This is a genomic window from Streptomyces caelestis, assembly GCF_014205255.1.
Classification (GTDB): domain Bacteria; phylum Actinomycetota; class Actinomycetes; order Streptomycetales; family Streptomycetaceae; genus Streptomyces; species Streptomyces caelestis.
This window is the reverse complement of sequence record NZ_JACHNE010000001.1, coordinates 7680758-7707011: the sequence shown is the minus strand read 5'-3', so window position 1 is coordinate 7707011 and position 26254 is coordinate 7680758. Positions and strand designations below refer to the sequence as shown.

Sequence of the window (26254 nt, the reverse complement as noted above, 5' to 3'; positions counted from 1 at the left end):
TGACCAGAAGTCAGCGAGTATCGAACGCTTCTGACCGTTGGCGTATGACACGGTCAGTTGTGGGACTGGTCCTGTCCCTCTTGTGCCGTCTCGGCGAACTATTCGGGTTGTACGGGTTTGGCGTCCGGATAGCATCCGGCGCATGGAGCCGCAGCTGCTGTACAGCGTGACCGACTCGGTCGCGACGGTCGTCATCCGCCACCCCGAGAAGCGCAACGCCATGACGGCCGCCATGTGGTGCTCCCTACCACCGCTGCTTCAGGGGCTCGCGGGCGATCCGGCCGTGCGGGCACTGGTGCTCACCGGTGAGGGCGGGACGTTCTGCGCCGGGGCCGACATCTCGACGCTGCGGGGCTCTTCGGAGGAGGCGCAACGGCTGGCCGTGGCGGCGGAGGAGGCACTCGCCGCGTTCCCGAAGCCCACGCTGGCGGCGGTGCGCGGGCACTGTGTGGGAGGCGGAGCGCAGCTGGCGGCGGCCTGTGATCTGCGGTTCGCCGAGGAGGGGGCGCTGTTCGGCGTGACGCCCGCGAAGCTCGGCATCGTCTATCCGGCGTCCTCGACCAGGCGGCTGGTGTCCCTGGTCGGGCCGGCCACCGCCAAGTACCTGCTCTTCTCCGGCGAACTGATCGACGCGGAACGGGCGCTGCGCACCGGACTGGCCGACGAGGTGCTGCCCGAGGGCGAACTGGGCAAGCGGGTCGGCGAGTTCACCCGGATCCTGGCGTCCCGTTCGCAGCTGACGCAGGCCGCGGCCAAGGAGTTCGCGAACGGGTGCACAGACCGCGACGCACACTGGGCCGCGCGGGCACGCGAGAGCGGCGACACCGCGGAGGGTGTCGCCGCGTTCCTGGAGCGCAGGCAGCCGCGGTTCGGCTGGAGTGTGTCTACGACAGAATGAAGCCGGCGTGCGACCGGAGCAGTTCGACGATGTGCGCGGGGGCCTTCTCGGGTGATCCGGCGTCGTAGGGCGGCTGCGGGTCGTACTCGGTGCCGAGCTGGATGATCTGCGCGTGGTCGTCGCCGGCGATCCGGCCGAGCAGGGTCAGGCCCATGTCGATGCCGGAGGAGACGCCGGCGGCGGTGACGTACTTGCCGTCGGTGACGACCCGCTCCCCCGTGGGCTCGGCGCCGTGGCGCTTCAGCTCCTCCAGGGCCAGCCAGTGGGAGGTCGCGCGGCGCCCCCGGAGGAGTCCGGCGGCGGCGAGCAGCAGGGAGCCGGTGCACACGGACGTCGTCCAGGTGCTGGTGGCGTCGGCGGTACGCAGCCAGGTGAGCAGGGGTCCGTCCGCCGCTAAGGGGAGCGGGCCCGGGCCGCCGGGGACCACGATGATGTCGGGGTTCGGTAAGTCGGCCAGGGTCCGTTCGGCGAGGAACGCGAGGTTCCGGGAGTCGTTCCGTACGGGGCCGGTCTCCTCGGCGACGAAGACGGTCTCCGCGTCCGGGAGCCGGCCGAGGGTTTCGTAGGGGCCGATGGCGTCGAGGGCGGTGAAGCCGTCGTAGAGGACGATGGCGATCTGCATGGGTCCCTCTCGTTGGTTGGGCGGTTCAGGGGGTCGTCGCGGGGCGGAAGCGGCGGCGGTACTCGGCCGGGGGCGTGCCCAGAGCCTTGACGAAGGCCCGGCGCATGGCCTCGGGGGTGCCGTAGCCGCTGGTGCGGGAGATCTCCTCGATACCGCCGGCGGTGTCCTCCAGCAGGCGGCGGGCGTGTTCCAGGCGGACCCGATCCACGTACCGGCCCGGCGTCATACCGGTCTCGGACCGGAAGGCGCGAGCGAAGTGGCGGGGCGACAAGCGGGCGCGGGCGGCGAGGGCCTCGACGGAGAGGTCGGCGCCGGGGCGTTCGGCGATGAAGCGCTGGACTTCCCTCAGCGGCTCACGGTGTGCGGTCTGGGCCGCGAGCTGGGCGCTGAACTGGGCCTGATTGCCGGGCCGGCGCAGGAACACGACCAGGTGGCGGGCGATGGTGAGGGCGGTGTCCCGGCCCAGATCCTCCTCCACCAGGGCGAGGGCGAGGTCGATGCCGGCGGTGACACCGGCCGACGTGGCGATGTGTCCGTCGCGTACGTAGACGGGGTCGGGGTCGATCTCGACGCCCGGGTGGTCACGGGCGAGCCGGTCGCAGTACGCCCAGTGGGTCGTGGCCCGGTGGCCGTCCAGCAGGCCGGCCGCGGCGAGCACGGCCGCGCCGGTGCACACGGAGACCAGCCGGGCGGCGCGCGGCCCGTGCTCGCGCACCCAGTCGACCAGGCGCGGGTCGGGGCGCAGGGAGCCCGCGCCGCCGGGGACGAGAAGGATGTCCGGGTCGGACGCGGTGGTCAGGGACTCGTCGGGTACGAGCGTCAGGCCGCTGGTGGTCCGCACCGGCGCGCCGTCCAGGGAAGCCGTCCGGATCCGGTACGCGCCCGGGGAGAGCAGCTCCGCGCCCGCGAAGACCTCCACGGGCCCGGTGACGTCGAGGCTCTGCACGCCCTCGAAGAGGACGGCAAGAACGGTGCGCTGGGCCATGCCGTCGATTCTTCGCAGGTCCGGAGTGTGGCCGCAATGACGACTTCCCCACGTTTTCTGCCATGGGGGTACTACCTCAGAGGACATACCAAGCGGTTGGTAACCTGCCGGGTATGACGACTGCCGCCCTCTCGCCGCTCGCCGGCCGACGCTGCCAGAACGTGCTCAACTCCGTGCACGCGACGCACTACTTCTCGCCGGATCTGGGGCGGGAACTGGGTGCTGCCGGGATCACCCATCCCCATGCCGTGAACTTCGCCGTGCGGGCCGCCGCCCTCGGGCCGGTCGGGGCCGGGGCGGTGGCGGCTGCCTTCTACAACTACAAGTACGAGCTCGTGGCCCGGCACGTACCTGCCGTGTGGGAGACCGCGACGCCCGGCCAGGTGCTGGCGGCACGCGCGCGTGCCGTCGACGCGACGCTGCGCCGCCTGCTGGGCGAAGAGATCCTGGCGTCGGCCGAGATGGCCGAGGCCGCGCGGCTCGCGCTGCGCGCCGCCGAGGCCTGCTCGCGTGGCGCCCGGCCGCTGTACGCCGCCCATGCCGACCTGCCCGTCCCCGAGGAGCCGCACCTCGCGTACTGGCATGCGGCGACCCTGCTGCGCGAGCACCGGGGCGACGGGCATCTGGCCGTGCTGATGTCCGCGGGGCTGGACGGGCTGGAGGCCATGGTGACCCACACGGCGACGGGCAAGGGCATGACACCGAAGTGGGTCTTCAACACGCGGGGCTGGAGCCAGGAGGACTGGGACGCGGCGACGGGCCGGCTGCGTGAGCGCGGGCTGCTGGACGCGACGGGCGAGCTCACCGAGCGCGGTGTCGCCCTGCGCGAGGAGATCGAGCAGGAGACGGACCGCCTGGACCGGGCACCGTACGAGCACCTGGGCGCGCAGGGGGTGGCGCGGCTGACCGAGCTGGGGGCGGCGTTCGCGCAGGCGGCGCTCACGGCCGGGGCCTTTCCGGCGGATCTGCTCGGCAAGCGCTGATCGCCAGGGCCGCACGGCCTCACGGCGAGCCCGGGTGCGCACCGGGCCGGGCATGTGTGTTCGACCGTGACGCATGGTGAGGCCTTGGTGAGGTACCCGGTCTCTCCCGGCCGCTGCGGTCGGGAACGAGAAAGGGGAATTACGTGTTCCGTGCCATTGCAGACGTGCTGCGCCAGATCGGCGGCGCCATCGCCACTGTCGTGACGCTGCCCTTCCGGGCCCTGGCCCGGCTCTTCGGCGGCGCTTCTTCCTCCACTCGCAGCCGCAGGGTCTGACCAGGGTCTGCCAAAGGCCGTCCCGACCTGCCGGATGCCGCCCTGACCCCGAGTGTCGGTGTCACCTGCCACAATTGCCGCGCAACCTCAGTGGATAGGCGGTACGGGATCGTGACGACACCCGGGTCCCTCGAAGTAGGGTCCATCGAAGGCAGGATCGCCGAGGAGCTCGGCGTACGGGAGCGGCAGGTCAGGGCTGCCGTGGAGCTGCTGGACAGCGGTTCTACGGTGCCCTTCATCGCCCGCTACCGCAAGGAAGCGACCGAGATGCTCGACGATGCGCAGCTGCGCACCGTCGAGGAGCGGCTGCGCTATCTGCGGGAGCTGGAGGAGCGGCGGACGGCGATCCTGGAGTCGGTGCGCGAGCAGGGCAAGCTCACCGAGGAGCTTCAGGCGCGGATCCGGGGCGCGGAGACCAAGGCGCGCCTGGAGGACATCTACCTCCCGTACAAGCCCAAGCGGCGCACCAAAGCACAGATCGCCCGTGAGGCCGGTCTCGAGCCGCTGGCGGAGGGGCTGCTCGGCGATCCGTCCGTCGAGCCCCTCGCCGCGGCCGCCGCGTTCGTCGACGCCGACAAGGGCGTGGCCGATCCGCAGGCGGCCCTCGACGGCGCCCGGGCGGTCCTCACCGAGCGGTTCTCGGAGGACGCCGACCTGATCGGCGAGCTGCGTGAGCGCATGTGGGTGCGCGGGCGGCTGGCCGCCAAGGTGCGGGAGGGCAAGGAGGAGGCGGGCGCGAAGTTCGCCGACTACTTCGACTTCGCGGAGCCGTTCACCGAGCTGCCCTCGCACCGCATCCTGGCGATGCTGCGCGGTGAGAAGGAGGAGGTCCTCGACCTCGTCCTGGAGCCCGAGGAGCCCACCGACGGCCCGTCGTCGTACGAGGGGACGGTCGCGCACCGGTTCGGGATCGCCGACCGGGGCCGCCCCGGCGACAAGTGGCTGCTGGACACGGTCCGTTGGGCCTGGCGCACCCGCATCCTCGTCCACCTCGGCATCGATCTCAGGCTGCGGCTGCGCACGGCCGCCGAGGACGAGGCCGTGCGGGTCTTCGCGGCCAACCTGCGCGACCTGCTGCTCGCCGCCCCGGCGGGCACGCGCGCGACGCTCGGTCTCGACCCCGGTTTCCGTACGGGGGTGAAGGTCGCCGTCGTCGACGCGACCGGCAAGGTCGTCGCCACGGACGTCATCCACCCCCACGTCCCGGCCAACCGGTGGGACGAGGCCATCGCCAAGCTGGCCCGGCTCGCGAAGGAACACGCGGTCGAGCTGATCGCCATCGGCAACGGCACGGCGTCCCGCGAGACCGACAAGCTCGCCGGGGAACTGATCGCCAAGCACCCGGAGTTGAACCTCACGAAGGTGATGGTGTCCGAGGCCGGCGCGTCCGTGTACTCGGCGTCCGCCTTCGCCTCACAGGAACTGCCCGACATGGACGTGTCGCTGCGCGGCGCCGTGTCGATCGCCCGGCGGCTGCAGGACCCGCTGGCCGAGCTGGTGAAGATCGACCCGAAGTCGATCGGTGTCGGCCAGTACCAGCACGACCTGTCGGAGGTGAAGCTGTCGCGTTCGCTGGACGCGGTGGTGGAGGACTGTGTGAACGGCGTGGGCGTGGACGTCAACACGGCGTCGGCCCCGCTGCTGTCCCGGGTCTCCGGCATCACCTCCGGGCTCGCCGAGAACATCGTGGCGCACCGGGACGCCAACGGGCCCTTCACGTCCCGTGGTGAGCTGAAGAAGGTGGCGCGGCTGGGCCCGAAGGCGTACGAGCAGTGCGCGGGCTTCCTGCGGATCCGCGGCGGTGACGACCCGCTGGACGCCTCCAGCGTGCACCCCGAGGCGTACCCGGTGGTCCGGCGCATGGTGAAGACCGCCGGGCAGGAGGTCGCGGGTCTCGTCGGCAACACCGCGGTGCTGCGCTCGCTGAAGCCGCAGGACTTCGTGGACGAGACGTTCGGTCTGCCGACGGTCACCGACATCCTCAAGGAGTTGGAGAAGCCCGGGCGTGACCCGCGTCCGGCCTTCAAGACGGCCGCCTTCAAGGAGGGCGTGGAGAAGATCTCCGACCTGTCGGCCGGGATGGTCCTGGAGGGCGTCGTGACGAACGTCGCCGCGTTCGGCGCGTTCGTGGACGTCGGTGTCCACCAGGACGGTCTGGTGCACGTCTCCGCGATGTCGAAGACGTTCGTCAAGGACCCGCGGGAGGTGGTGAAGCCCGGGGACATCGTCAAGGTGAAGGTCCTCGACATCGACATCCCGCGCAAGCGGATCTCGCTGACGCTGCGCCTGGACGACGAGGCGGCCCCTCAGGGGGAGGGCGGCTCCGGCGAGCGCCGGCAGCGCGGCGGGCGTCCGCCGCAGCAGCGGCAGGGCGGTCGTGGCGGTGGCGGCCGTGGCAGTGGCGGTGGTTCGCGTCAGGCGCCCCCGCCCGCCAACAGCGCGATGGCCGACGCCCTGCGCCGCGCCGGTCTGGCCGACCCGAAGAACGGCCGCCGCTGAGGTCGTCTGTCGCTTTTCCGGGCCCGGCCCTTTCTTCCCGCGAGGCGGAAGGGGCCGGGCCTCTGACGGTTCGTCAGCGTTCGGTCACCTTGCCGTCCGTCACCTCGATGCGGCGCGTGACGTGTACGGCGTCGAGCATGCGGCGGTCGTGGGTGACCAGCAGGAGGGTGCCCTCGTAGGAGTCGAGGGCCGACTCCAGCTGCTCGATGGCGGGCAGGTCGAGGTGGTTGGTCGGCTCGTCGAGGACCAGGAGGTTGACGCCGCGGCCCTGGAGCAGCGCCAGGGCCGCTCTGGTGCGCTCGCCCGGGGAGAGGGTCGCCGCGGGGCGCAGAACGTGGTCCGACTTGAGGCCGAACTTGGCCAGGAGGGTACGGACCTCGGCCGGTTCGGTGTCCGGGACGGCCGCGCGGAAGGCGTCCATCAGGGGCTCCTGGCCGTGGAACAACTTGCGGGCCTGGTCGACCTCGCCGAGCAGGACGCCCGAGCCGAGGGACGCGTGCCCGGCGTCGAGGGGGACGCGTCCGAGCAGGGCGGCGAGCAGGGTGGACTTGCCGGCGCCGTTCGCGCCCGTCACCGCCACCCGGTCCGCCCAGTCGATCTGGAGGGACACCGGGCCGAGGACGAAGCCGCCGCGGCGCACCTCGGCGTCCCGCAGGGTCGCCACGACGGCGCCCGAGCGCGGGGCCGACGCGATCTCCATGCGCAGCTCCCACTCCTTACGGGGCTCCTCGACGGCATCCAGCCGCTCGATCATGCGCTGGGTCTGGCGGGCCTTCGCGGCCTGTTTCTCGCTGGCCTCGCTGCGGAACTTGCGGCCGATCTTGTCGTTGTCGTTGCCCGCCTTGCGGCGCGCGTTCTTCACGCCCTTGTCCATCCAGGAGCGCTGCATCTGCGCGCGGTCCTGGAGAGCCGACTTCTTGTCGGCGTACTCCTCGAACTCGTCGCGGGCGTGCCTGCGCGCGACCTCCCGCTCCTCCAGGTAGGCCTCGTAGCCACCGCCGTAGAGGTTGATCTGCCGCTGCGCGAGGTCGAGTTCGAGGACCTTGGTGACGGTGCGGGTGAGGAACTCGCGGTCGTGGCTGACGACCACCGTGCCGGCGCGCAGGCCGCTCACGAAGCGTTCGAGGCGCTCCAGGCCGTCCAGGTCGAGGTCGTTGGTGGGCTCGTCGAGGAGGAAGACGTCGTAGCGGGACAGGAGCAGGGAGGCGAGGCCGGCGCGGGCGGCCTGGCCACCGGACAGCGACGTCATCAGCTGGTCCAGATCGACCGCGAGGCCCAGGGAGTCGGCGACCTCCTCGGCGCGTTCGTCGAGGTCGGCGCCGCCGAGTCCGAGCCAGCGCTCCAGGCTCGTGGCGTAGGCGTCGTCGGCGCCGGGCGCCCCGTCGACGAGAGCCTGGGTCGCCTCGTCCATGGTGCGCTGGGCCTCGGCTACGCCGGTGCGGCGGGCCAGGAACCCCCGGACGGTCTCGCCGGGGCGGCGGTCCGGCTCCTGAGGCAGATGGCCGACGGTGGCGGTCGGCGGGGACAGACGCAGCTCGCCCTGCTCGGGGGCGGTGAGTCCGGCCAGCATCGTGAGCAGGGTGGACTTGCCGGCGCCGTTGGCTCCGACCAGGCCGATCACGTCGCCGGGCGCGACGACGAGGTCGAGTCCGGTGAACAGGGAGCGGTCGCCGTGGCCGGCGGCGAGGTTCTTGGCGACGAGGGTGGCAGTCATCAGACCGCGATCCTAACGGCCGTCCCGGGCGGTCCGCGGACGGGTTTCAGGGGGTCACGGCCGTCACCAGCACGCTGGTGGCGGTGCGCGCCACCAGGAAGGACTGCCCCTTGACCGCCCTGGGGCCGAGGGCGATGCGGTGGCGGCCCGGTTCCAGGACGCCGTCGACGATCTCGTGGGTGCGGGTGCGGGAGAGCCGGTCGAGACGGTACGCGGTGAGGGTGACCCGGCAGGCGGAGGTGACCTCGACGTCGGCCTCGCCGTCGGTGACGGTCAGGCCGGTGAGGCGGCGCTGCTCCAGCGGACCGCGGTCCAGGGCGTGCTCGATCTGGGCGACGAGGAGGGGCACGATCGGGGCGAGGCCGTCAACGTAGGCGACGGGGACCTTGGCGCGTTCGAAGGCACGGCGGACGGCGGCACGTTCCCGCTCGCCGGTCCCGCGGCCGAAGGCGACGGCGCCGTAGCCGCGCAGCTCGTCGGCGGGCACGTGGTCGGCGTCGTGGGCGATGTCCGCGCCGACGCCGATGGTGCGCAGCGCCGCGGCGAGCTTGGCCAGGACGGCGACGCGGGCGCCGATCAGCAGGACGCGGCGGGGGGTGTCCGGGGCGGAGCCGTTCAGCAGGGCGCTCAGCGCCGCGCGGTACTCGGCGCCGCGGAAGCGGAACGGGCCGATGCCCTGGTAGCCGTTGAGCTCCAGGTCGACGTGTTCGTCGGTCTGCCAGGCGAAGTCGCGCCAGATGAAGTCCTCGCCGTCCCGCCGGATGACCGCGGTGACGGCGCCGCAGGCCAGGTCCTCGCACTCGGGGCAGCCGTAGACCACGTACCGGCCGCCGGGCAGCGGCGCCGGGCTCTCCAGGAGCAGGCTGCGGACCTGGGCGGTGAAGATCGCGGGCGGTACGTCGGAGGCGAGCGGGGAGACCGCGTCGAGGTCGGAGAGCTGGAACAGCAGCGGGCGTCCGCCGACGATGAAGTCCACGAAGTCCCGGTGGACCTGGTAACCACCGTCTGTGAGGACTGCGCCGGCCCGCATCGCGGGTGCCAGGCCGAAGGTCGTGTACTCGGCACACATACCGTGAGTATCCCCACACTGCGCGTGATATGAGCACGGCATGACACATTCCGCTACCGTCCGGGCATGGCTGGTGAGCGTGGTGACGAGATCGCGGTGGTCGGTGGCGGGGTGGTCGGGCTGACGACCGCGGTGGTTCTCGCCGAGCGGGGGCGGCGGGTCCGGGTGTGGACGCGGGACCCCGCGGAGGCGACCACCTCAGCGGTTGCGGGGGCCCTGTGGTGGCCGTACCGGATCGAGCCGGTCGCGCTGGCGCGGGCGTGGGCGCTGCGGTCGCTGGAGGTGTACGAGGAGCTGGCCGCGCGGTCCGGGAGCGGCGTACGCATGGTCGAAGGGGTACTGGGCGAGACGCGTCTCGACGAGGTCGACGGGTGGCTGGCGGAGCGCGTGCCGGAGCGGCGGGCGACCACGGCCGGGGAGTACACGGGGTACGGCGTCCGGGTTCGGTTGCCGCTCATCGACATGCCGGCTCATCTGGCGTGGCTGCGGGAACGGTTCGTGGCGGCGGGCGGCGTGGTCGAGGCTCGTACGGTGTCCGGGTTCGCGGAGGCCGACGCGCCGGTCGTGATCAACTGCACGGGGCTCGCCGCGCGGGAGCTGGTGCCGGATCCGTCCGTGCGGCCCGTGCGCGGGCAGTTGGTCGTCGTGGAGAACCCGGGGATCGACACCTGGCTGGTCTCCACCGACGCGGCCGGGGAGTACGCGTACATGTTCCCGCAGCCGGGCGGGCTCGTCCTCGGCGGTACGGCGGAGGAGGACGTCTGGTCGCTGGAACCCGACCCCGCGACGGCCGAGGCGATCATCCGCCGCTGCGCGGCGCTGCGGCCGGAGATCGCCGGGGCGCGTGTGCTGGAACACCGGGTCGGCCTGCGCCCCACCCGCCCCGCGGTCCGCCTGGAGCGCGACACCCTGCCGGACGGCCGGCTCCTGATCCACAACTACGGCCACGGCGGCGCGGGGGTGACGGTGGCCTGGGGCTGCGCGGAGGAGGCGGCCCGACTGGCGGCCTGAGCCGCCCGGACCGGCTGCGAACACCCGGACCGCCCGCCCGGCCTCGGAGGACGAGGCCCGGGCACTCGCCCCGGACGCCCCTCAGGGGGTCTCCGCCACATCCCGTCGTCCACCCGGAGGGCGGGCCCTGCGGCGAGTAGGGGTCCCCCCCCTGCTCGAAGAGCTTGGAGGGAGTGCCGGGCGTCGCGGGGCAGGCGGGCTTCGCGGCTACCCGCCGGCCGCCAGACCCCGAGCCCGCCCAGCCCAAGACGCCGAGCCATCCGCCTCTGACGTACCGGCCGAAGGCGCACCGGCCGCCGACCGCAACGCTCCGCCGAGGCACGACACCCCGGCCGCCCAGGCCCCGCACCCCAGCCCAGGACTCCCGAGCCACCCACCCGCGACGCCGTCGGCAGACACCTGGGCCCGGCTCCGAACCCCCAGCCCAACACACCCCGATCGCCAGCCGAAGACGCCCGGGACACTCCCGGCCAAAAGACGCCCCCGGCCCCAGACCTCGACGCCCCCGGCCGATGTCGGCCGGGGGCGTCGAGGTCAAGGGCCCTTGGGGGCACCGGGTTGGGTTGGTCAGTGTTTGCCGATGGGGTCGCCCTCGACGTCCGGGCCGCGGCCCGGGCCGACGCGGAACTCGAAGTCGCCGTCGTACTTCTTGTGGCCTTCGATGACGGCCAGTTCCACCGCCTCGGAGCCCATCTGCTCGCGCACCATCACCGGGTCGCGGCGCAGGTCGCGCATGAGGGCCACGCACATGAAGGTCATCACGACGACGAACGGGGCCGCCGCGAGGATCGTGAGGTTCTGCAGGCCCGTCAGCGCGTCGCCCTGGCCGCTGCCGACCATGAGCATGATCGCGGCCACCGCGCCGGTGACGACGCCCCAGAACACCACGACCATACGGCCCGGTTCGAGCGCGCCCTTCTGCGACAGGGTGCCCATGACGATCGACGCCGCGTCGGCGCCCGACACGAAGAAGATGCCGACGAGGACCATCACGAGCAGGCTCGTGGCCGTGGCGATGGGGAACTGCTGGAGCACGTCGAAGAGCTGGCCCTCCGGGGTCTGCTCCTTGCCGAGCCTGCCCTGTTCCTGCATCTTCATCGCCGAGCCGCCGAAGACCGCGAACCAGATCAGGCTGACCGTGCTGGGCACGAGGATGACACCGCCGACGAACTGCCGGATCGTGCGGCCCCGGCTGATGCGGGCGATGAACATGCCCACGAACGGCGTCCAGGAGATCCACCACGCCCAGTAGAAGACGGTCCAGCTGCTCAGCCAGTCCGCGACACCCTCCCCGCCGCTGGCCTCCGTCCGGCCGGCCAGCTGGGGCAGGTCGCCGAGGTAGGCGAAGACGGACGTGGGCAGCAGGTCGAGGACGATGATGGTCGGACCCGCCACGAACACGAACAGGGCGAGCACCAGCGCCAGCACCATGTTGGTGTTGGACAGCCACTGGATGCCGCGCTCCACGCCTGAGACCGCGGACGCGACGAAGGCCAGGGTCAGCACCGCGATGATCGTGACGAGCAGCCCGGTGCTCACCTTGTCCATCCAGTTCAGCTCCTGCACACCGGAGCCGATCTGCAGCGCGCCGAGCCCCAGGGACGCGGCGGAACCGAAGACGGTCGCGACGATCGCGAGGATGTCGATGACGCGGCCGACGGCGCCGTTCGCGTGCTTCGTGCCGATCAGCGGCGTGAACACGGCGCTGATGGTCTGGCGGCGTCGCCTGCGGAAGGTGCTGTAGGCGATGGCGAGGCCCACCACGGCGTAGATCGCCCAGGGGTGGAGCGTCCAGTGGAACAGGGTGGTGGCCATGGCCGTCTCCATGCGCTCACCGGAGTCGGCAGGGTTAATGCCCGGCGGGGCCGTCGAGTAGTGCGACAACGGCTCGCTCACGCCGTAGAACATCAGGCCGATGCCCATGCCCGCGCTGAACATCATCGCGACCCAGGACACCGTGCGGAACTCGGGCTCCTCGCCCTCCGCCCCGAGGTGGATACGGCCGTAGCGGCTGGCGGCGAGCCAGAGGGCGAAGACGACGAAGGCGGAGGCGGCGAGCATGAACGCCCAGCCGCCGTTGTGCATCAGCCCGCTGAGCATGCTGGTGGAGACGTCTTCGAGCGAGTCGGTCGCCGCGGCTCCCCAAACCACGAAGGCGAGGGTGAGCACGGCCGTGACCCCGAAGACAATTCGGTCGGTTTTAGGACGTTCCTGACCGGGGAGGCCCGCTTCCGAACCCGGAAGCGCGGCCCCCGCTTGGTGGTCGCTTTCACTTGGTCGGTCGTGCGTCACAGGCGGCACCTTTCATCGGACGTAGGAGGAACGTAAGTCCTCCGTAACGCCCCTACCACGTGTGGCGCAATTTCACCCCCCTCAACATTGCGTTTCCGGCTTTCCTGCCGTCAGGTGGTACGTTCCGCGCTCGTCGAGCAGCAGCGGCACGAGCGCCCGCAGGGACTGGCGCAGGGGTACGAGCACGCCCTCCGCGTCCCGGCGAACGCGCACGCCGTGCAGCGCGAGTTCGTCTCCCACCTCGTCGTACTGCGCGGGCGTGAGCCGGTAGCCGCAGGGCGGGTTCTGGATCACCTCGGCCGGTTCGGGCGCGTCGTTGTCGGCGCCGCCTGCGTAGACGGGGCCGGCGGTGGCGTATCCCGCGAACCGGGCCCTGCCCGTCGCCGCCTCGACCGCGCCGCGGCGCTGGTCGGCGTATCGGAACAGGCCGCCCAGCGCGTCGAGTTGAGAGGTGACCCGGCGGCGGTTGTTCAGCGCCTCGTCCGCCTTCTCGGCATCGGTGAGCGGGTCGACACGGCTCTCGATGAGCAGTCCGATGCCGTGTTTAATGCCGGACATATTGCGCAAAATGCGTTCCTGACCGTCTCCGGCGACCTGCTTGACCGGCTCACCGGTCTCGGGGTCGGTCCAGATGCCGTAGGTGCCGGTCGAGTGGCCGGCCCGCTGCGCCGCGGGGCGGACGTAGGCCTCGGAGAGGGTCTTCGCCTCGTCGTGGACCGCCTCGTGGGTGTTGAGGTTGCGCGGCCACAGGTCGAAGAGGTCCTTGTCGTAGTACGGGGGTGTGGCGCCGTACTCGTGCAGGTCGTAGACGAGGTCGGGGCGCTGGTCGCGGATGAGCTTCGCCAGCGCCCGGCCTTCGGCGGTCCGGAGCGCGAGGTGGTCGCGGTTGATGTCGACGCCGTCGCTGTTGCCCCGGGTGTCGGCGGCCCGGCCGTCGGGGTTGGCGGTGGGCACGACGAGGACCGTGGTGCGGTCCAGGAAGCGCCGGGTGCCGCTGTCACGTGCGTACGCGAGGTCGCGGACGGTGGTCAGACAGGCTTCGCGGCCGGCGGGTTCGTCGCCGTGCTGGGTGCACACGAGCAGCACCTTGTTGGGGGCCGGGTGGGTGCCGATCCGTACCAGTTGGAGCGGGCGGCCCTGCTTCGTCGTACCGAAGCGGGTCAGGGAGACTCGGCTGCTCGACCGGTCGACGGATTCGAGGAAGTCCTGTTCCTCGGGCTGGGTGGTCCAGCGGGCACCGTTCGTCTGCTCGAAGCCGGTGCGTGGCGGGGAGTCGGTGGTGGCCCGGGCCGGGGCGGCGACCAGGGACGCGGCGACGGCCACGGCGGTCAGGGTCAGGGCGCGGACGCGGGTCACTGGCTTCCCTCCGGGACGCGGTGAGTGGTGCGCGGATCCCGTACGCCGTCCAGGAGGGTGGCGGCGGGCGTGGCGGACGCGGCGCCCGTGGTGGCGCGGGCGAAGGCGGTGGCTCCGCCGACGAACGGGACGCGGGCCGAGGTGCGGGACAGGTCGAGAGTTAGCTTGGGCGTGTCCGCGGGAGGGTCGATGAGGCCCTTGTCGGTGCCGGCGACGATCAGCGCCAGGCGGTGGCCCTTGGGGACGACGTGGTCGGTCGCCGCCAGGTCGAGGGTGACGGTGTACCGCTTGCCCGGGGTGAGCGGGGCGCCCGTCAGGTCGGAGGCGTGGTTGCCGAGGTCGGCCCAGCCGCGGCTGACGATCGTGTAGTCGACGTCGGCGGTCTTCGCCTTCGTCTCCTTGAAGCAGGAGCTGTCGCCGGCGGTGCTCGCGCCCCAGCAGGTGCGGTCGGTGAGGGTGGTGATGCCCTCACCCGCGTCGGCGTAGTCGCGGATGGTGGCGGGGCCGATGTCCACGAGGACGGCGGAGAGGTGGGCCGTCGGGGTGGAGGGCGTCGCGGTGACGGTGACCTCGGAGGAGCCGGACAGGCGCAGGTCGCGGGTGAGCGGCCGGGTGACGAAACCGGCCTTCTCCGGTGTCGGCTTGTCGATCTGCGCGGCCCAGTCCGTCTCGCTCAGCTTCGGGTCGTCGGTGAAGGCCGCGGTGCCGTGGCCGCGGCGCAGGCCGAGGGTGCCGACGCCTGCCTGGGCGCCTTCGCCGGGGCGCAGGGTGGCGGCCCGGGTGCCGTTCGGGGGCCAGGTCTTCGAGGTGGTCCACTGGTCGGGGCGGCGTTCGATGTCGGCCATGGGCTCGCGGTCGATGCCGTTGTCGTAGCCCATGAGTTCGTGGTCGAACCAGCGGTGGAGGGTGTCGACCCAGGTGGCGCGGCGGAAGTCGAAGGGATCGACGTGGCCGGTTCGGGAGAGCCAGATCTTGCGCTCGACGCCGTTCTTCGCGAGAGCGTCCCACCACTGGCCGACGTGCTTCATCCGCACGTTGAGGTCCTGCGTGCCGTGCACGAGGAAGACGCTGGCCTTGACCTTCCGCGCGGCCCTGACGTACTCGCGCTCGGTCCACAGCGGGGTCCAGTCGCCGGTGCGCGGGGCCCCGTCGACGAGCTTGCGCTGCACGGTGGCGCACTTGGCGCGGGCGTCGGGGCTGTTGACGTAGTCCGACAGCCATTCGGGGCCGGAGTCGTAGAGCGGGGCGCCCTGCTGGAAGTAGTAGTCGTACCAGGAGGAGATGGCGCTGATCGGGACGATGGTCTTCAGGCCTTCGACCCCGGTCGCGGCGACGCCGTTGGCGATGGTGCCGTCCCAGCTCTTGCCGATCATGCCGGTCCTGCCGTTGGTCCAGGCGGCCTGGGCGCGGGTGGTGCCGGTGCGGGTCGTGTAGGCCTTGGCACGGCCGTTGAGCCAGTCGACGACGGCCTTCGCGGACCGGATGTCGGAGCGGCCGCCGACGTCGACGCAACCGTCCGAGCGATTGGTTCCGGCCAGGTCGACACCGACGAAGGCGTAGCCGCGGGGCACGAAGTAGTTGTCGTAGTACAGCGGCATCTGGTCGACGTCGCCGTTCGCGTCGTACGTCTTCTTCTGGCTCTCGTTGCCGCGCCCGCAGCAGGAGTAGTACGGGCTGGCGTCCATGATGACGGGGACCTTGCGGCCCTGCCGGGCGGGTTCGCGGGGGCGGACGATGTCCACGGCGACCCGGTCGGCCTTTCCGTCGCGGTCGCCGTCGAGTCCGGTGTCCACCCAGACGGCCTCGCGGATGGCGTCGTCGTACGAGTGGACGGGACGGCTCTCGCGTGGGGCGGCGTCCGCCGCTGCCGGGGTGAGCAGCGTGGCCAGCAGGGCGGACGTGGCCGCCGTCGCGAGCGGTCTCCAGGTCGTGAAGCGCGTGCGTTTCGGCATGCGGCGGACGCTACATCGGTGAACTCCCGTTCAGAAGAGGGCAGCTGACGGACCGGCGTGTCCGGGACGGCCCTCTGGGTCCGGTGTCTCATGTCGGCCGAATGGCGATCGTGTGACAGCAGAGGCCATGGACATGATCAGAGGCACAGGGAGTCAATAAGCTCCGGACGGACTTCGGGACCCTACGACTTGGAGTGTTGCGTGCACCGCAGAATCATCGCGCCGGGAGCCCTGGCCGCGGCCGTTCTCCTGCTGGCGATCCCGGCATCGGCCGCGCCCCACTCCCCCGGTGCACCGGGTATCGGTGACCCCTACTACCCGGCCCACGGCAACGGCGGATACGACGTCTCCCACTACGACCTCAGGCTCAGATACCAGCCGGCCACGGACGAACTCGAGGGCACCGCGACCCTCGTGGCCCGCACCACGCAGGACCTGTCCGGCTTCAACCTGGACTTCCTGCTGGACGTCGGCGAGGTGCGCGTCAACGGCGCGAAGGCGTCGTTCCGGACGTCGGGCGAGCACGAGCTGGAGATCACCCCGAAGACCCCGCTGGCCAAGGGCACGCCCGTCACGGTCGTCGTGCGCTACCGCGGCGTGCCGTCGTCGAAGAAGGCGTACGGCTTCACGAGCTGGCACCGCACCCCGGACGGGGGCGTCGCGGCGAACGAGCCCGAGGCGGCCGTCTGGTGGTTCCCGAGCAACGACCACCCGCTCGACAAGGCGACCTACGACGTGTCCGTGCTGGTCCCGGACGGCACGCAGGCCATCTCCAACGGCACGCTTCAGTCGACGAGTTCGCGTCTCGGCTGGACCCGCTGGAACTGGCGCTCCGACAAGCCGCAGGCCACGTACCTCGCCACGCTCGCGGTCGGGAAGTTCGACATCACGACCGGCACGACCGAGAGCGGCATCCCGGTCCTCAACGCCTACAGCAAGGACCTGGGGAGCCACGCCGGCGCGGCGCGGGCGAGCCTCGAACGGACCGGGGAGATCGCCGACTGGCTGACCGGCTACTTCGGGCCGTACCCCTACAACGCGCTCGGCGGATACGTGCCGAACACCACCACCGGGTACGCGCTGGAGACCCAGACCCGGCCGTACTACAGCCCCCGGCAGTTCGCCAACGGGTCGAACGTCTCCCTCGTCGTCCACGAGCTGGCCCACCAGTGGTACGGCGACGATGTGTCGCTCAAGCGCTGGAAGGACATCTGGATCAACGAGGGCTTCGCGCGCTACGCGCAGTGGCTGTGGTCCGAGCACGAGGGCGAGGGCACGGCGCAGGAACTCGCCGACCACGTGTACGCCTCGCATCCCGCCGACGACCCGTTCTGGACGGTGAAGCCCGGGGACCCGGGCCCGGAGAACCAGTTCGACGTCGCGGTGTACGACCGGGGCGCGCTGGCCGTGCAGGCGCTGCGCAACGAGATCGGCGACGAGTCGTTCTTCACGATCCTCAAGGGCTGGCCGCAGAAGTACGCCCACGGCAACGCGTCGGTCGCCGACTTCCAGCGGTACGCCGAGGAGGTGTCCGGCAAGCCCCTGGCCGCCCTGTTCGACACGTGGCTGTACCAGCCGTCGAAGCCGGGCGCCCCGGCGGCCCGGGCCGTGGCGGTCGCGAAGGGGCCGGGGGCTGTGTCGCAGCCGAGGTCGTGGAAGAAGATCGCGGCGACGAACGGGGTGCACGAGCACGCGGAGCACGGGAACGCCGGGCACGTGCGCTGACGCGCCTCGTCCCGCACGGCGGTCTACGGTGGGCCCATGCGCGTCGACGTGTGGGCCCGGCCGGCGCGATGGCTGGCTGGTGAAGGAGCCGGACGTGCGGAACGTGGCGATCATCGAGGCGCCGTCCGTGCTCGGGCTGCGCCCGACCGGCGTCGAGGAGCTGCCGGCAGCGCTGCTCCGGGCAGGGCTGGCCGAGGGAATCGGGGCGGTACCGGCGGGCCGGGTCGAGCCGCCCCGGTACGACCCGGAGCGGGACCCGGGGACCGGGGTCCTGAATCCCGGCGGCATCGCCGCCTACTCCACCGCACTGGCCGACACCGTAGGCGGTGTCCTCGGCGACGGCCGGTTCCCCCTCGTGCTGGGCGGCGACTGCAGTGTGCTGCTCGGCAACCTGCTCGCGCTGCGCCGTCGCGGCCGGCACGGGCTGCTGTTCCTCGACGGGCACACCGACTTCTACCAGCCGTCGGCGGAACCGGCCGGTGAGGTGGCCTCCATGGAACTGGCCCTGGCCACCGGGCGCGGCCCGCGCGTACTGGCCGACCTGGAGGGCCGGGGCCCGCTGGTACGGGACGAGGACGTCGTCGCGCTGGGGTTCCGGGACGCGGAGGAGTCAGCGGCGTACGGGATGCAGCCGCTGCCGACCGCGCTGCACGCGCTGGAACTGGACACCGTGCGCGCCCTGGGAGCGGGCGAGGCGGCCCGGCGCGCGGTCGGGCTGCTGACCGGCGGCAGCGCGGGTGCCGGGTACTGGATCCACCTCGACGTCGACGTACTGGACGATGCCGTCATGCCCGCCGTCGACTACCGGCTCCCGGACGGGCTGACCTGGCAGGAGCTGGAGACCGTCCTGCGCACGGCCCTGTCCGGCGGCGGTGCCGTCGGCCTCGGCGTGGCGATCTTCAACCCCCGTCTGGATCACGACGGGGTCATCGCGCAGCGCCTCAGTGACTGTCTGGTGCGGGCGTTCGACAGGGACGGCCCGGGCTGAGCAGGGCCGGTCAGTGCCCTTGGTCGTACACCGTCACCTGTATCCCCCGCCGTATCAGCCGCTCCTCGATCAGCGGCTCGACCCGGGACCACTTGCCGCCGGCGAGACCGCAGCCGATACGGGGCATGTGGACGCTCGCGCCCAGTTCAACGGCCCGCTCTGCCAGGGTCCCCAATGCCGTGTCGATCGCCTCGTAGCGCATGGGGAGGCCCTTGCTGCCGGTCCTGGTGCCGCGCTGGCCGATCATGTTGGCCACCCACACGTACGGCTCGACGGTGGCGTCACCCCGGACATACCTGATCCCCGACATGACGCCACCGTAGGCCCTGCCACTGACAGTGGCTCCGGCCTGCTACTTCGTGAGCTGCGACAGCTCCTGGTCGGCCGTCTGCGACACCCGGCGGCGGATGCCGAACCAGCCCGCGACCAGTGCAGCCGCGATCAGCGGGACGAGCAGCAGCGTCTTGCGGCCGACCTCCGGGTCGTTCCACATCATGCCGAGGCAGGCCAGCAGGAAGGCGATCGTGGTGATCTCCGTGACCGGGCTGCCGGGGAGGCGGAAGGAGGGGCGGTCGAGCAGGCCCTCCTTGGCGCGGCGGACGAAGACCAGGTGGCAGATCATGATGATCACCCAGGTGCTGATGATGCCGAGCGAGGCGACGTTCAGCACGATCTCGAAGGCCTGGGCCGGCACGAGGAAGTTCAGGCCGACGCCGAGCACGCACACCGCGCAGGTCAGCAGGATGCCGCCGTAGGGGACCTGGCTGCGGTTCATGCGGGCGGTGAACTTCGGCGCGGAGCCGGCCATCGCCATGGAGCGCAGGATGCGGCCCGTCGAGTACAGGCCCGAGTTCAGCGAGGACATCGCGGCCGTGAGGACCACCAGGTTCATCACGTCGCCGGCGGCCGGGACGCCGATCTTCGACAGGACGGTGACGAAGGGGCTCTGGTCGGCCGAGTAGACCGAGCCGGGCAGCAGGAGGGCCAGCAGGACGACCGAGCCGACGTAGAAGAGGCCCACGCGCCACATGATCGAGTTCACCGCGCGCGGGACGACCTTCTCCGGCTCGGCGGTCTCGCCCGCGGCGACACCGACCAGCTCCAGCGCGGCGTACGCGAAGATCACGCCCTGCATGACGAGGACGACGGGCATCATGCCGTGCGGGAAGACGCCGCCGTTGTCGGTGATGACGCTCAGGCCCGGTGTCTGGCCGCCCACCTCGTGCTGGGTGGCGAGCAGGAAGATGCCGATGAACATGAAGCCGACGAGCGTCGCGACCTTGATGATCGCGAACCAGAACTCCATCTCGCCGAAGATCTTCACCGAGATCAGGTTCACGGCCAGCACCACCGCGAGGGCGGCCAGCGCGAGCACCCACTGCGGGATGTCGGTGAACAGGCTCCAGTAGTGCGTGTAGAGCGCGATCGCGGTGATGTCGGCGATGCCGGTGGTCGACCAGTTCAGGAAGTACATCCAGCCGGCGACGTAGGCGCCCTTCTCGCCGAGGAACTCGCGCGCGTACGACACGAAGGAGCCCGAGGAGGGACGGTAGAGGACGAGCTCGCCGAGGGCCCTGACCACGAAGAAGGCGAAGATGCCGCAGACCAGGTAGGCGATCGCCAGCGCCGGGCCCGCGTTGTGGAGGCGGCCGCCGGCGCCGAGGAAGAGGCCGGTTCCGATGGCCCCGCCGATGGCGATCATGTTGACGTGGCGGGCCTTGAGGTCCTTGCTGTACCCGGCGTCGCCCGCGTCCGCGGGCACCTGGGCCGCATCGGTACGCGGCGTGGCCGCAGCCGTGTTCACGGCGTCCTTGCTCACGGGTGGTTCCACTCTCTGGATCGCCCCGGACGTCGTGGGCCCGGGGTCCGTACAGTGCAGTGGCCCGTACCACCCTTGTGACGCGGCACAGACCAAGCCAGCACCTTCCCATGCCGATCCCCTCGCATACGGTGACCGGCGTCACAGAGCGTCACCTCTCACAAGATCCACCAGCGAGCGGCACAGCCGCCACCCGTCGTTCACTTCTCGGTCATGAGGAGGTGCGGACGAGGTTTCACAGCACTGGTGAGACAGCGATACTGCTGCACATGACGACCGACACCGAGGAACCGACCCTCACGATCGACGAACTGGCGGCCCAGGCCGGTGTCACGGTGCGCACGGTCCGTTTCTACGGCACGAAGGGGCTGCTGCCTCCGCCGGTGCTCGGTCCCCGGCGCGTGGGGCACTACGGGCGGGAGCATCTGGCCCGGCTGGCGCTGATCGAGGAGTTGCAGCACCAGGGCATGACGCTGGCGGGCATCGAGCGCTATCTGAGCCGGCTGCCGCCGGACCTGAGCGCGCGCGACCTCGCCGTCCACCGGGCGGTGGTGGCCTCCTGGGCGCCGGACGCCGTCGAGACGGTGACGCGGGAGGAGCTGGAGCGGCGGGCCGGGCGGCCGCTCGGCGACGAGGACGTCGAGCGGCTCGTCGCGATGGGCGTGGTCCGGCCCGGGGACGACGAGTACGAGGCCGACCTCGGTCTGCTCAGGCTGGGTGTCGGGCTGCTGGACGTACCGCTCTCCCAGGAGGCGATCTTCGCGGCGCGCAAGGTTCTCCTCGAACACTCGCGCGCCGCGGCCCGTGAACTCTCCCGGCTCTTCCGCGGCGAGGTCGCGGAGCGTGACGCGCGGGACGTGCGGTCCCTGTCCGCGCACATGCACCCCTTGGTGGTGCAGGCGCTCCTCACCGCCTTTCAGCGGTCGCTGAAGGAAGAGCTGGGCGAATGGCTGACCCGGCCTTCAGGCACGTCAGGTTCGGACTGAGTCGCTGAACCGCTCCCCCTTCTCCGCCTTCTCCACCAGCAGCGCGGGCGGCGCGAACCGGTCGCCGTAGCGCTCGGCGAGTTCACGCGCGCGTGCCACGAACCCGGGCAGGCCGCCCTCGTAGCCGTTGACGTACTGGAGCACGCCACCGGTCCAGCCCGGGAAGCCGATGCCGAAGATGGAACCGATGTTGGCGTCGGCCACGGAGGTCAATACGCCCTCCTCCAGCAGCCGGACGGTGTCCAGCGCCTCGGAGAAGAGCATGCGTTCCTGCATGTCCTCGAACGGGATCCGGTATCCGGGCTTGGTGAAGTGCTCGCGCAGGCCCGGCCAGAGCCCGGTGCGCTTGCCGTCGTCCCCGTAGTCGTAGAAGCCGGCGCCGCCGCTGCGGCCCGTGCGGCCGAACTCGTCGACCATGCGGTCGATGACGGCCTCGGCGGGGTGGGCCGTCCAGGTGCCGCCCGCCTCCTCCACGGCCCGCTTCGTCTCGGCCCGGATCTTGCGGGGCAGGGTCAGCGTCAGCTCGTCCATCAGGGACAGCACCTTGGCCGGGTAGCCCGCCTGGGCGGCGGCCTGTTCGACCGACGCGGGCTCGATGCCCTCGCCGACCATGGCGACGCCCTCGTTGATGAAGTGGCCGATCACGCGGGAGGTGAAGAAGCCGCGCGAGTCGTTGACGACGATCGGGGTCTTGTTGATCTGCCGGACCAGGTCGAAGGCGCGGGCCAGGGCCTCCTGCCCTGTGCGCTCGCCCTTGATGATCTCGACGAGCGGCATCTTGTCGACCGGCGAGAAGAAGTGCAGTCCGATGAAGTCGGCCTGGCGCTCGACGCCCTCGGCGAGCGCGGTGATGGGCAGGGTGGAGGTGTTGGAGCACAGCAGCGCGTCGGGCGCCACGACGTGCTGGATCTCCTGGAACACCTTGTGCTTGAGGGACGTGTCCTCGAAGACGGCCTCGATGACGGCGTCGCAGCCCGCCAGGTCCTGCACCTCGGCCGTGGGCGTGACGCGGGCGAGGAGCGCGTCCGCCTTCTCCTGCGTCGTACGGCCCTTGGCGACGGCCTTGGCGCACAGCTTCTCGGAGTAGCCCTTGCCCTTGACGGCCGCCTCCAGGGAGACGTCCTTCAGGACGACGTCGATGCCGGCGCGCGCACAGGAGTAGGCGATGCCCGCGCCCATCATCCCGGCGCCGAGGACGGCGACCTTGCGGACCTGGCGGTGCTCGACGTCCTTGGGGCGGTTGGCGCCGGAGTTGACGGCCTGGAGGTCGAAGAAGAAGGCCTGGATCATGTTCTTCGACGTCTGCCCGGCCGCGAGCTCCACGAAGTAGCGGGCCTCGATGACCTGGGCGGTCTCGAAATCCACCTGGGAGCCCTCGACGGCGGCGGCGAGGATGTTGCGCGGCGCCGGGTAGGGGGCGCCGTTCGTCTGCTTGCGCAGGGTGGCCGGGAAGGCGGGCAGGTTCGCCGCGAACTTGGGGTTGGCCGGGGTGCCGCCCGGGATCTTGTACCCCGGCTTGTCCCAGGGCTGCTGCGACTCGGGGTGGGCGTCGATGAAGGCGCGGGCCTTTTCGAGGAGTTCCTCCTGGGTGGTGGCCACCTCGTCGACGAGGCCGTTCTCCAGGGCGCGGCGCGGGCTGTACTGGGTGCCCTGGAGGAGGACCTTCAGCAGCGCGTCGGCGATGCCGAGCAGGCGGACGGTGCGGACGACGCCGCCGCCTCCGGGCAGCAGGCCGAGGGTGACCTCGGGGCAGCCGATCTTCGAGCCGGGCGCGTCGAGGGCGACGCGGTGGTGGCAGGCCAGGGCGATCTCGTAACCGCCGCCGAGGGCCGCGCCGTTGAGTGCGGCGACGACCGGCTTGCCGAGGGTCTCGATGCGGCGCAGGTTCCGCTTGATGGCCATACCGCCGTCGAACAGCTCCTGGGCCGTCTCGGGCGTGACGCGGATCAGGTCGCGCAGGTCGCCGCCGGCGAAGAAGGTCTTCTTCGCCGAGGTGATGATGACGCCCCGGATGGTGTCCTTCTCGGCCTCCAGGCGGTCGGTGACGACGGCGAGGGAGTCGCGGAACGCCTGGTTCATGGTGTTCGCGGACTGGTTCGGGTCGTCGATGACAAGGGTGACGAGGCCGGTGCGGTCCTGTTCCCAGCGGATGGTGGTGGACTCAGTGCTCATGTGGAGTGCTCCGTGTGATCCGTCGGGAGGTGGTCAGATGCGCTCGACGATGGTCGCGACGCCCATGCCGCCGCCGACGCACAGCGTGGCGAGGCCGTAGCGCTTGTCCTGGCGCTCGAGTTCGTCGACGAGCGTGCCGAGGATCATGGCGCCGGTCGCGCCGAGGGGGTGGCCGAGCGCGATCGCGCCGCCGTTGACGTTGACCTTGTCCAGGGACAGGCCCATGTCCCGCGCGAAGCGCAGCACGACCGCGGCGAACGCCTCGTTGATCTCGACGAGGTCGATGTCGTCGATGGTCAGCCCGGCCTTGGCGAGGGCCTTGCGGGTGGCGGGGGCGGGGCCGGTGAGCATGATGGTGGGCTCGGAGCCGGAGACGGCGGCGGAGACGATCCGCGCGCGGGGCGTGAGGCCGTAGCGCTCGCCGACCTCCTGTGAGCCGATCGCGACGAGCGAGGCGCCGTCGACGATGCCGGAGGAGTTGCCCGCGTGGTGGACGTGGTCGATCTTCTCCACCCAGTGGTACTGCTGGAGCGCGACCGCGTCGAAGCCGCCGAGTTCGCCGATGTCCGCGAAGGACGGCTTCAGCCTGGCGAGGGAGTCGGCGGTGGTGCCGGGGCGCATGTGCTCGTCGTGGTCGAGGACCACGAGGCCGCTGCGGTCCTTCACCGGGACGACGGACTTGTCGAAGCGGCCCTCCTTCCAGGCGGTGGCCGCCCGCTCCTGGGAGAGGGCCGCGTACTCGTCGACGTCGCGCCGGGAGAAACCCTCGATGGTGGCGATGAGGTCGGCACCGATGCCCTGGGGCACGAAGTTGACCTGGAGGTTGGTCATCGGGTCGTTGAACCAGGCGCCGCCGTCGGAGGCCATCGGCACCCGGGACATCGACTCGACGCCGCCCGCGAGGACCAGGTCCTCCCAGCCGGAACGGACCTTGGCCGCGGCCAGGTTGACGGCCTCCAGACCCGAGGCACAGAAGCGGTTCTCCTGCACGCCGGCCACCGTGTCGGGCAGCCCCGCGGCGATGGCGGCGATCCGGGCGATGTCGGAGCCCTGGTCGCCGACCGGGCCGACGACGCCGAGCACGATGTCGTCGACGGCGGCCGGGTCCAGGTCCGGGAAGCGGGCGCGGATCTCGTGGATGAGTCCGACGACCAGGTCGATGGGCTTGGTGCCGTGCAGGGCGCCGCCTGCCTTGCCGCGCCCGCGCGGAGTGCGGATCGCGTCGTACACGTACGCTTCGGTGCTCACGAGGAGGCCTTTCGCTGAGGGGTGCGGGACGACGGCACAAGCCCGGGGACGTCCCAGTCCCGGGCGACGTCCGCCGTGTCGGCGCCCGGCCGGGCCGGGCCGGTGCGGACGGAGGTCGGGGTCGCGGAGAAGCGGGGGGCCGGGGCGGGCTGGGTGATGCCGCCGTGGTCGGTGAAGGTGCCGCGGGCGGCGAGATGCGGGTGGTGCGGTGCCTCACGCAGCGACAGGACGGGCGCCACGCACGCGTCGGTCCCGTCGAAGACGGCCGTCCACTCGTCCCTGGTCCGGGTCTTGAAGCGGGCGGCGACCTGTTCGCGCAGTTCACTCCAGCGGGTGACGTCCTTGCGGGCGGCGGCCTGGTCCTCGATGCCGAGGCGGGCGAGGAACTCCTCGTAGAACTGCGGCTCCAGGGCACCGACGGCCATGTGCCGGCCGTCGGCCGTCTCGTACGTCCCGTAGTACGGGCAGCCTCCGTCCAGGAGGTTGGCGCCGCGGCGGTCCTGCCAGCCGCCGGCGGCGAGCATGCCGTGGATCATCGTGGCGAGATGGGAGACGCCGTCGACGACGGCGGCGTCGACGACCTGGCCGGTGCCGGTCGCACGGGCGTGGTGCAGGGCGGCGAGGACGCCGACGACGAGGTAGAGGGAGCCGCCCGCGTAGTCGCCGAGCAGGTTGGCCGGGACCGCGGGCGGCTGGTCCGGCCGGCCGATCATGCCGAGCGTGCCGGTGGGGGCGATGTAGGTGATGTCGTGCCCGGCGCGGTCGGCGAGCGGGCCGTCCTGGCCCCAGCCGGTCATCCGGCCGTAGACGAGGGCCGGGTTGCGGGCGTGGCAGGGCTCGGGTCCCACGCCGAGGCGCTCGGCGACGCCGGGGCGGTAGCCCTCGACCAGGATGTCGGCCCGTGCGGCGAGGTCGAGCACACGGGCGGAGCCGTCCGCGGACTTCAGGTCGACGACCACCGAGCGCTTGTTGCGGTTGGTGACGTCGTACGCCGGGTCGATCGCGAGGCCGGGGCCGCCGGGGCGGTCCACGCGCACGACGTCGGCGCCGAGGTCGGCCAGGAGCATGGCGGCGAACGGGCCGGGCCCGATGCCGGCCAGCTCGACGACGCGCACGCCGGTGAGCGGACCGTGTCCTGGCGTCCTTGCCGTGGTCATCAAGCCCCCAGTGCTGTGACACAACTGATGTAACACCAGCGATGCTAAGAACGCGTTCCACTCGGCACAAGACCTGAACGAGCAAGCGCTTAGCAATCTGCCGGACGAGGTCAGCCCCCGTCCAGCTCCGCTATCAGCCGCTTGGGCGCGATGACGCGGTAGCTCTCCTCCACCCAGTCGCAGAGCACCTCCGCCGCCGGGGCGTCCTGCTGCTCCAGGGGGATGCTCACCCAGCCCGCCTTGCCCAGGCCGTATCCGGCGGGCTCGGCGCCGGGGCAGGCCAGCGCGTGCGCGTGCGCCGTCTCGTCCTTGAGCTTCACCGTCACCCCAAGGGGGTAACTGCCGTCCTCGACGCCGAGGAAGACGAACACCTTCTTGTTGACCTTCGCGACGGACTCGCCCCAGGGGAACTCCTCGGCGGCACCCGGCAGCCCCAGCGCGAACGCGCGCACTTTCTCCCACTTCTTCAGGGCATTCCTGGACACGGCCATCGTCGTCCTCCG

20 protein-coding genes and 1 pseudogene are annotated in these 26254 nt (G+C 71.5%); 8 read left to right on the top strand and 13 right to left on the bottom strand.

All coding sequences use genetic code 11. The features are described from left to right. The first annotated feature begins 142 nt into the window (after positions 1-142). Positions 143-898 carry an enoyl-CoA hydratase/isomerase family protein gene (locus HDA41_RS34970; RefSeq protein WP_184991154.1) on the top strand — a complete coding sequence of 252 codons (756 nt, stop codon included), beginning with the start codon at positions 143-145 and terminating at the stop codon, positions 896-898. Here the strand turns inward: HDA41_RS34970 and HDA41_RS34965 are convergent. Both HDA41_RS34965 and HDA41_RS34960 read right to left on the bottom strand, forming a co-directional pair. Next, on the bottom strand, positions 885-1520 hold the full coding sequence (locus tag HDA41_RS34965; protein WP_184991152.1) for a DJ-1/PfpI family protein: 636 nt from the start codon (positions 1518-1520) through the stop codon (positions 885-887). The genes HDA41_RS34970 and HDA41_RS34965 overlap by 14 nt on opposite strands. Before the next feature lie 25 nt (positions 1521-1545). Continuing rightward, positions 1546-2505: a GlxA family transcriptional regulator gene (locus HDA41_RS34960; RefSeq protein ID WP_184991150.1), complete on the bottom strand. Its 960-nt coding sequence runs from the start codon at positions 2503-2505 to the stop codon at positions 1546-1548. Positions 2506-2618: 113 nt separating this feature from the next. Here HDA41_RS34960 and HDA41_RS34955 point away from each other — a divergent pair, with 113 nt between their 5' ends. From HDA41_RS34955 to HDA41_RS34950, 3 genes are all read left to right on the top strand, one after another. Further along, positions 2619-3488, top strand: coding sequence for an SCO6745 family protein (locus HDA41_RS34955; RefSeq protein WP_184991148.1), 870 nt, complete (start codon positions 2619-2621; stop codon positions 3486-3488). A 143-nt stretch (positions 3489-3631) separates the two neighbouring features. Then, positions 3632-3763: an LPFR motif small protein gene (locus HDA41_RS41860; protein WP_010042827.1), complete on the top strand. Its 132-nt coding sequence runs from the start codon at positions 3632-3634 to the stop codon at positions 3761-3763. Between the two features lie 111 nt (positions 3764-3874). Continuing rightward, positions 3875-6262: a Tex family protein gene (locus tag HDA41_RS34950; RefSeq protein ID WP_184991146.1), complete on the top strand. Its 2388-nt coding sequence runs from the start codon at positions 3875-3877 to the stop codon at positions 6260-6262. Between the two features lie 73 nt (positions 6263-6335). Here HDA41_RS34950 and HDA41_RS34945 read toward each other — a convergent pair whose 3' ends face one another. Continuing rightward, complete coding sequence (locus HDA41_RS34945; protein WP_184991144.1) at positions 6336-7976, bottom strand: ABC-F family ATP-binding cassette domain-containing protein; 1641 nt, start codon at positions 7974-7976, stop codon at positions 6336-6338. 46 nt (positions 7977-8022) lie between these two features. Further along, on the bottom strand, positions 8023-9045 hold the full coding sequence (locus tag HDA41_RS34940) for an oxidoreductase (RefSeq protein ID WP_184991142.1): 1023 nt from the start codon (positions 9043-9045) through the stop codon (positions 8023-8025). 66 nt (positions 9046-9111) lie between these two features. On the opposite strand from HDA41_RS34940, the gene HDA41_RS34935 reads away from it, so the two are divergent. Beyond that, positions 9112-10056 (top strand): FAD-dependent oxidoreductase, encoded by a 945-nt coding sequence (locus HDA41_RS34935; RefSeq protein ID WP_184991140.1) that lies wholly within the window; start codon positions 9112-9114, stop codon positions 10054-10056. Positions 10057-10623: 567 nt separating this feature from the next. Here the strand turns inward: HDA41_RS34935 and HDA41_RS34930 are convergent. The 3 genes from HDA41_RS34930 to HDA41_RS34920 all read right to left on the bottom strand — a co-directional run bounded on the left by HDA41_RS34930 (position 10624) and on the right by HDA41_RS34920 (position 15656). Next, complete coding sequence (locus tag HDA41_RS34930; protein WP_184991138.1) at positions 10624-12348, bottom strand: BCCT family transporter; 1725 nt, start codon at positions 12346-12348, stop codon at positions 10624-10626. Between the two features lie 81 nt (positions 12349-12429). Further along, positions 12430-13704, bottom strand: a complete 1275-nt coding sequence (locus HDA41_RS34925; protein WP_184991136.1) for a M14 family metallopeptidase — start codon at positions 13702-13704, stop codon at positions 12430-12432. Next, positions 13701-15656, bottom strand: a complete 1956-nt coding sequence (locus HDA41_RS34920; RefSeq protein ID WP_184991134.1) for a Xaa-Pro dipeptidyl-peptidase — start codon at positions 15654-15656, stop codon at positions 13701-13703. Before HDA41_RS34920 ends, HDA41_RS34925 begins: the two co-directional genes overlap by 4 nt. 201 nt (positions 15657-15857) lie before the next feature. Here HDA41_RS34920 and HDA41_RS34915 point away from each other — a divergent pair, with 201 nt between their 5' ends. Together HDA41_RS34915 and HDA41_RS34910 are read left to right on the top strand one after the other, a co-directional pair. Continuing rightward, complete coding sequence (locus tag HDA41_RS34915) at positions 15858-17381, top strand: M1 family metallopeptidase (RefSeq protein WP_184991132.1); 1524 nt, start codon at positions 15858-15860, stop codon at positions 17379-17381. A gap of 94 nt (positions 17382-17475) precedes the next feature. After that, positions 17476-18369, top strand: a complete 894-nt coding sequence (locus HDA41_RS34910) for an arginase family protein (protein WP_184991130.1) — start codon at positions 17476-17478, stop codon at positions 18367-18369. A 10-nt stretch (positions 18370-18379) separates the two neighbouring features. Here the strand turns inward: HDA41_RS34910 and HDA41_RS34905 are convergent. Together HDA41_RS34905 and HDA41_RS34900 are read right to left on the bottom strand one after the other, a co-directional pair. Next, positions 18380-18643: pseudogene (locus tag HDA41_RS34905) on the bottom strand (macro domain-containing protein); the annotation flags it as partial. A 78-nt stretch (positions 18644-18721) separates the two neighbouring features. Beyond that, entirely contained in the window at positions 18722-20188 is a 1467-nt protein-coding gene (locus HDA41_RS34900) for an amino acid permease (RefSeq protein ID WP_184991126.1), read from the bottom strand. Between the two features lie 269 nt (positions 20189-20457). On the opposite strand from HDA41_RS34900, the gene HDA41_RS34895 reads away from it, so the two are divergent. Then, the gene (locus tag HDA41_RS34895; RefSeq protein WP_184991124.1) at positions 20458-21174 is read left to right on the top strand and encodes a MerR family transcriptional regulator; all 717 of its coding nucleotides are present in this window, start codon (positions 20458-20460) and stop codon (positions 21172-21174) included. On the opposite strand, the gene HDA41_RS34890 is transcribed toward HDA41_RS34895, so the two are convergent. The 4 genes from HDA41_RS34890 to HDA41_RS34875 all read right to left on the bottom strand — a co-directional run bounded on the left by HDA41_RS34890 (position 21160) and on the right by HDA41_RS34875 (position 26242). Beyond that, positions 21160-23346, bottom strand: coding sequence for a 3-hydroxyacyl-CoA dehydrogenase NAD-binding domain-containing protein (locus HDA41_RS34890; RefSeq protein WP_184991122.1), 2187 nt, complete (start codon positions 23344-23346; stop codon positions 21160-21162). The two genes, HDA41_RS34895 and HDA41_RS34890, sit on opposite strands and share 15 nt — an antisense overlap. A gap of 33 nt (positions 23347-23379) precedes the next feature. Continuing rightward, the gene (locus tag HDA41_RS34885) at positions 23380-24594 is read right to left on the bottom strand and encodes an acetyl-CoA C-acetyltransferase (protein WP_184991120.1); all 1215 of its coding nucleotides are present in this window, start codon (positions 24592-24594) and stop codon (positions 23380-23382) included. Next, positions 24591-25751, bottom strand: coding sequence for a CaiB/BaiF CoA transferase family protein (locus HDA41_RS34880; RefSeq protein ID WP_184991118.1), 1161 nt, complete (start codon positions 25749-25751; stop codon positions 24591-24593). Before HDA41_RS34880 ends, HDA41_RS34885 begins: the two co-directional genes overlap by 4 nt. A gap of 110 nt (positions 25752-25861) precedes the next feature. Then, on the bottom strand, positions 25862-26242 hold the full coding sequence (locus tag HDA41_RS34875; RefSeq protein ID WP_184991116.1) for an MmcQ/YjbR family DNA-binding protein: 381 nt from the start codon (positions 26240-26242) through the stop codon (positions 25862-25864). Positions 26243-26254: the final 12 nt, after the last annotated feature.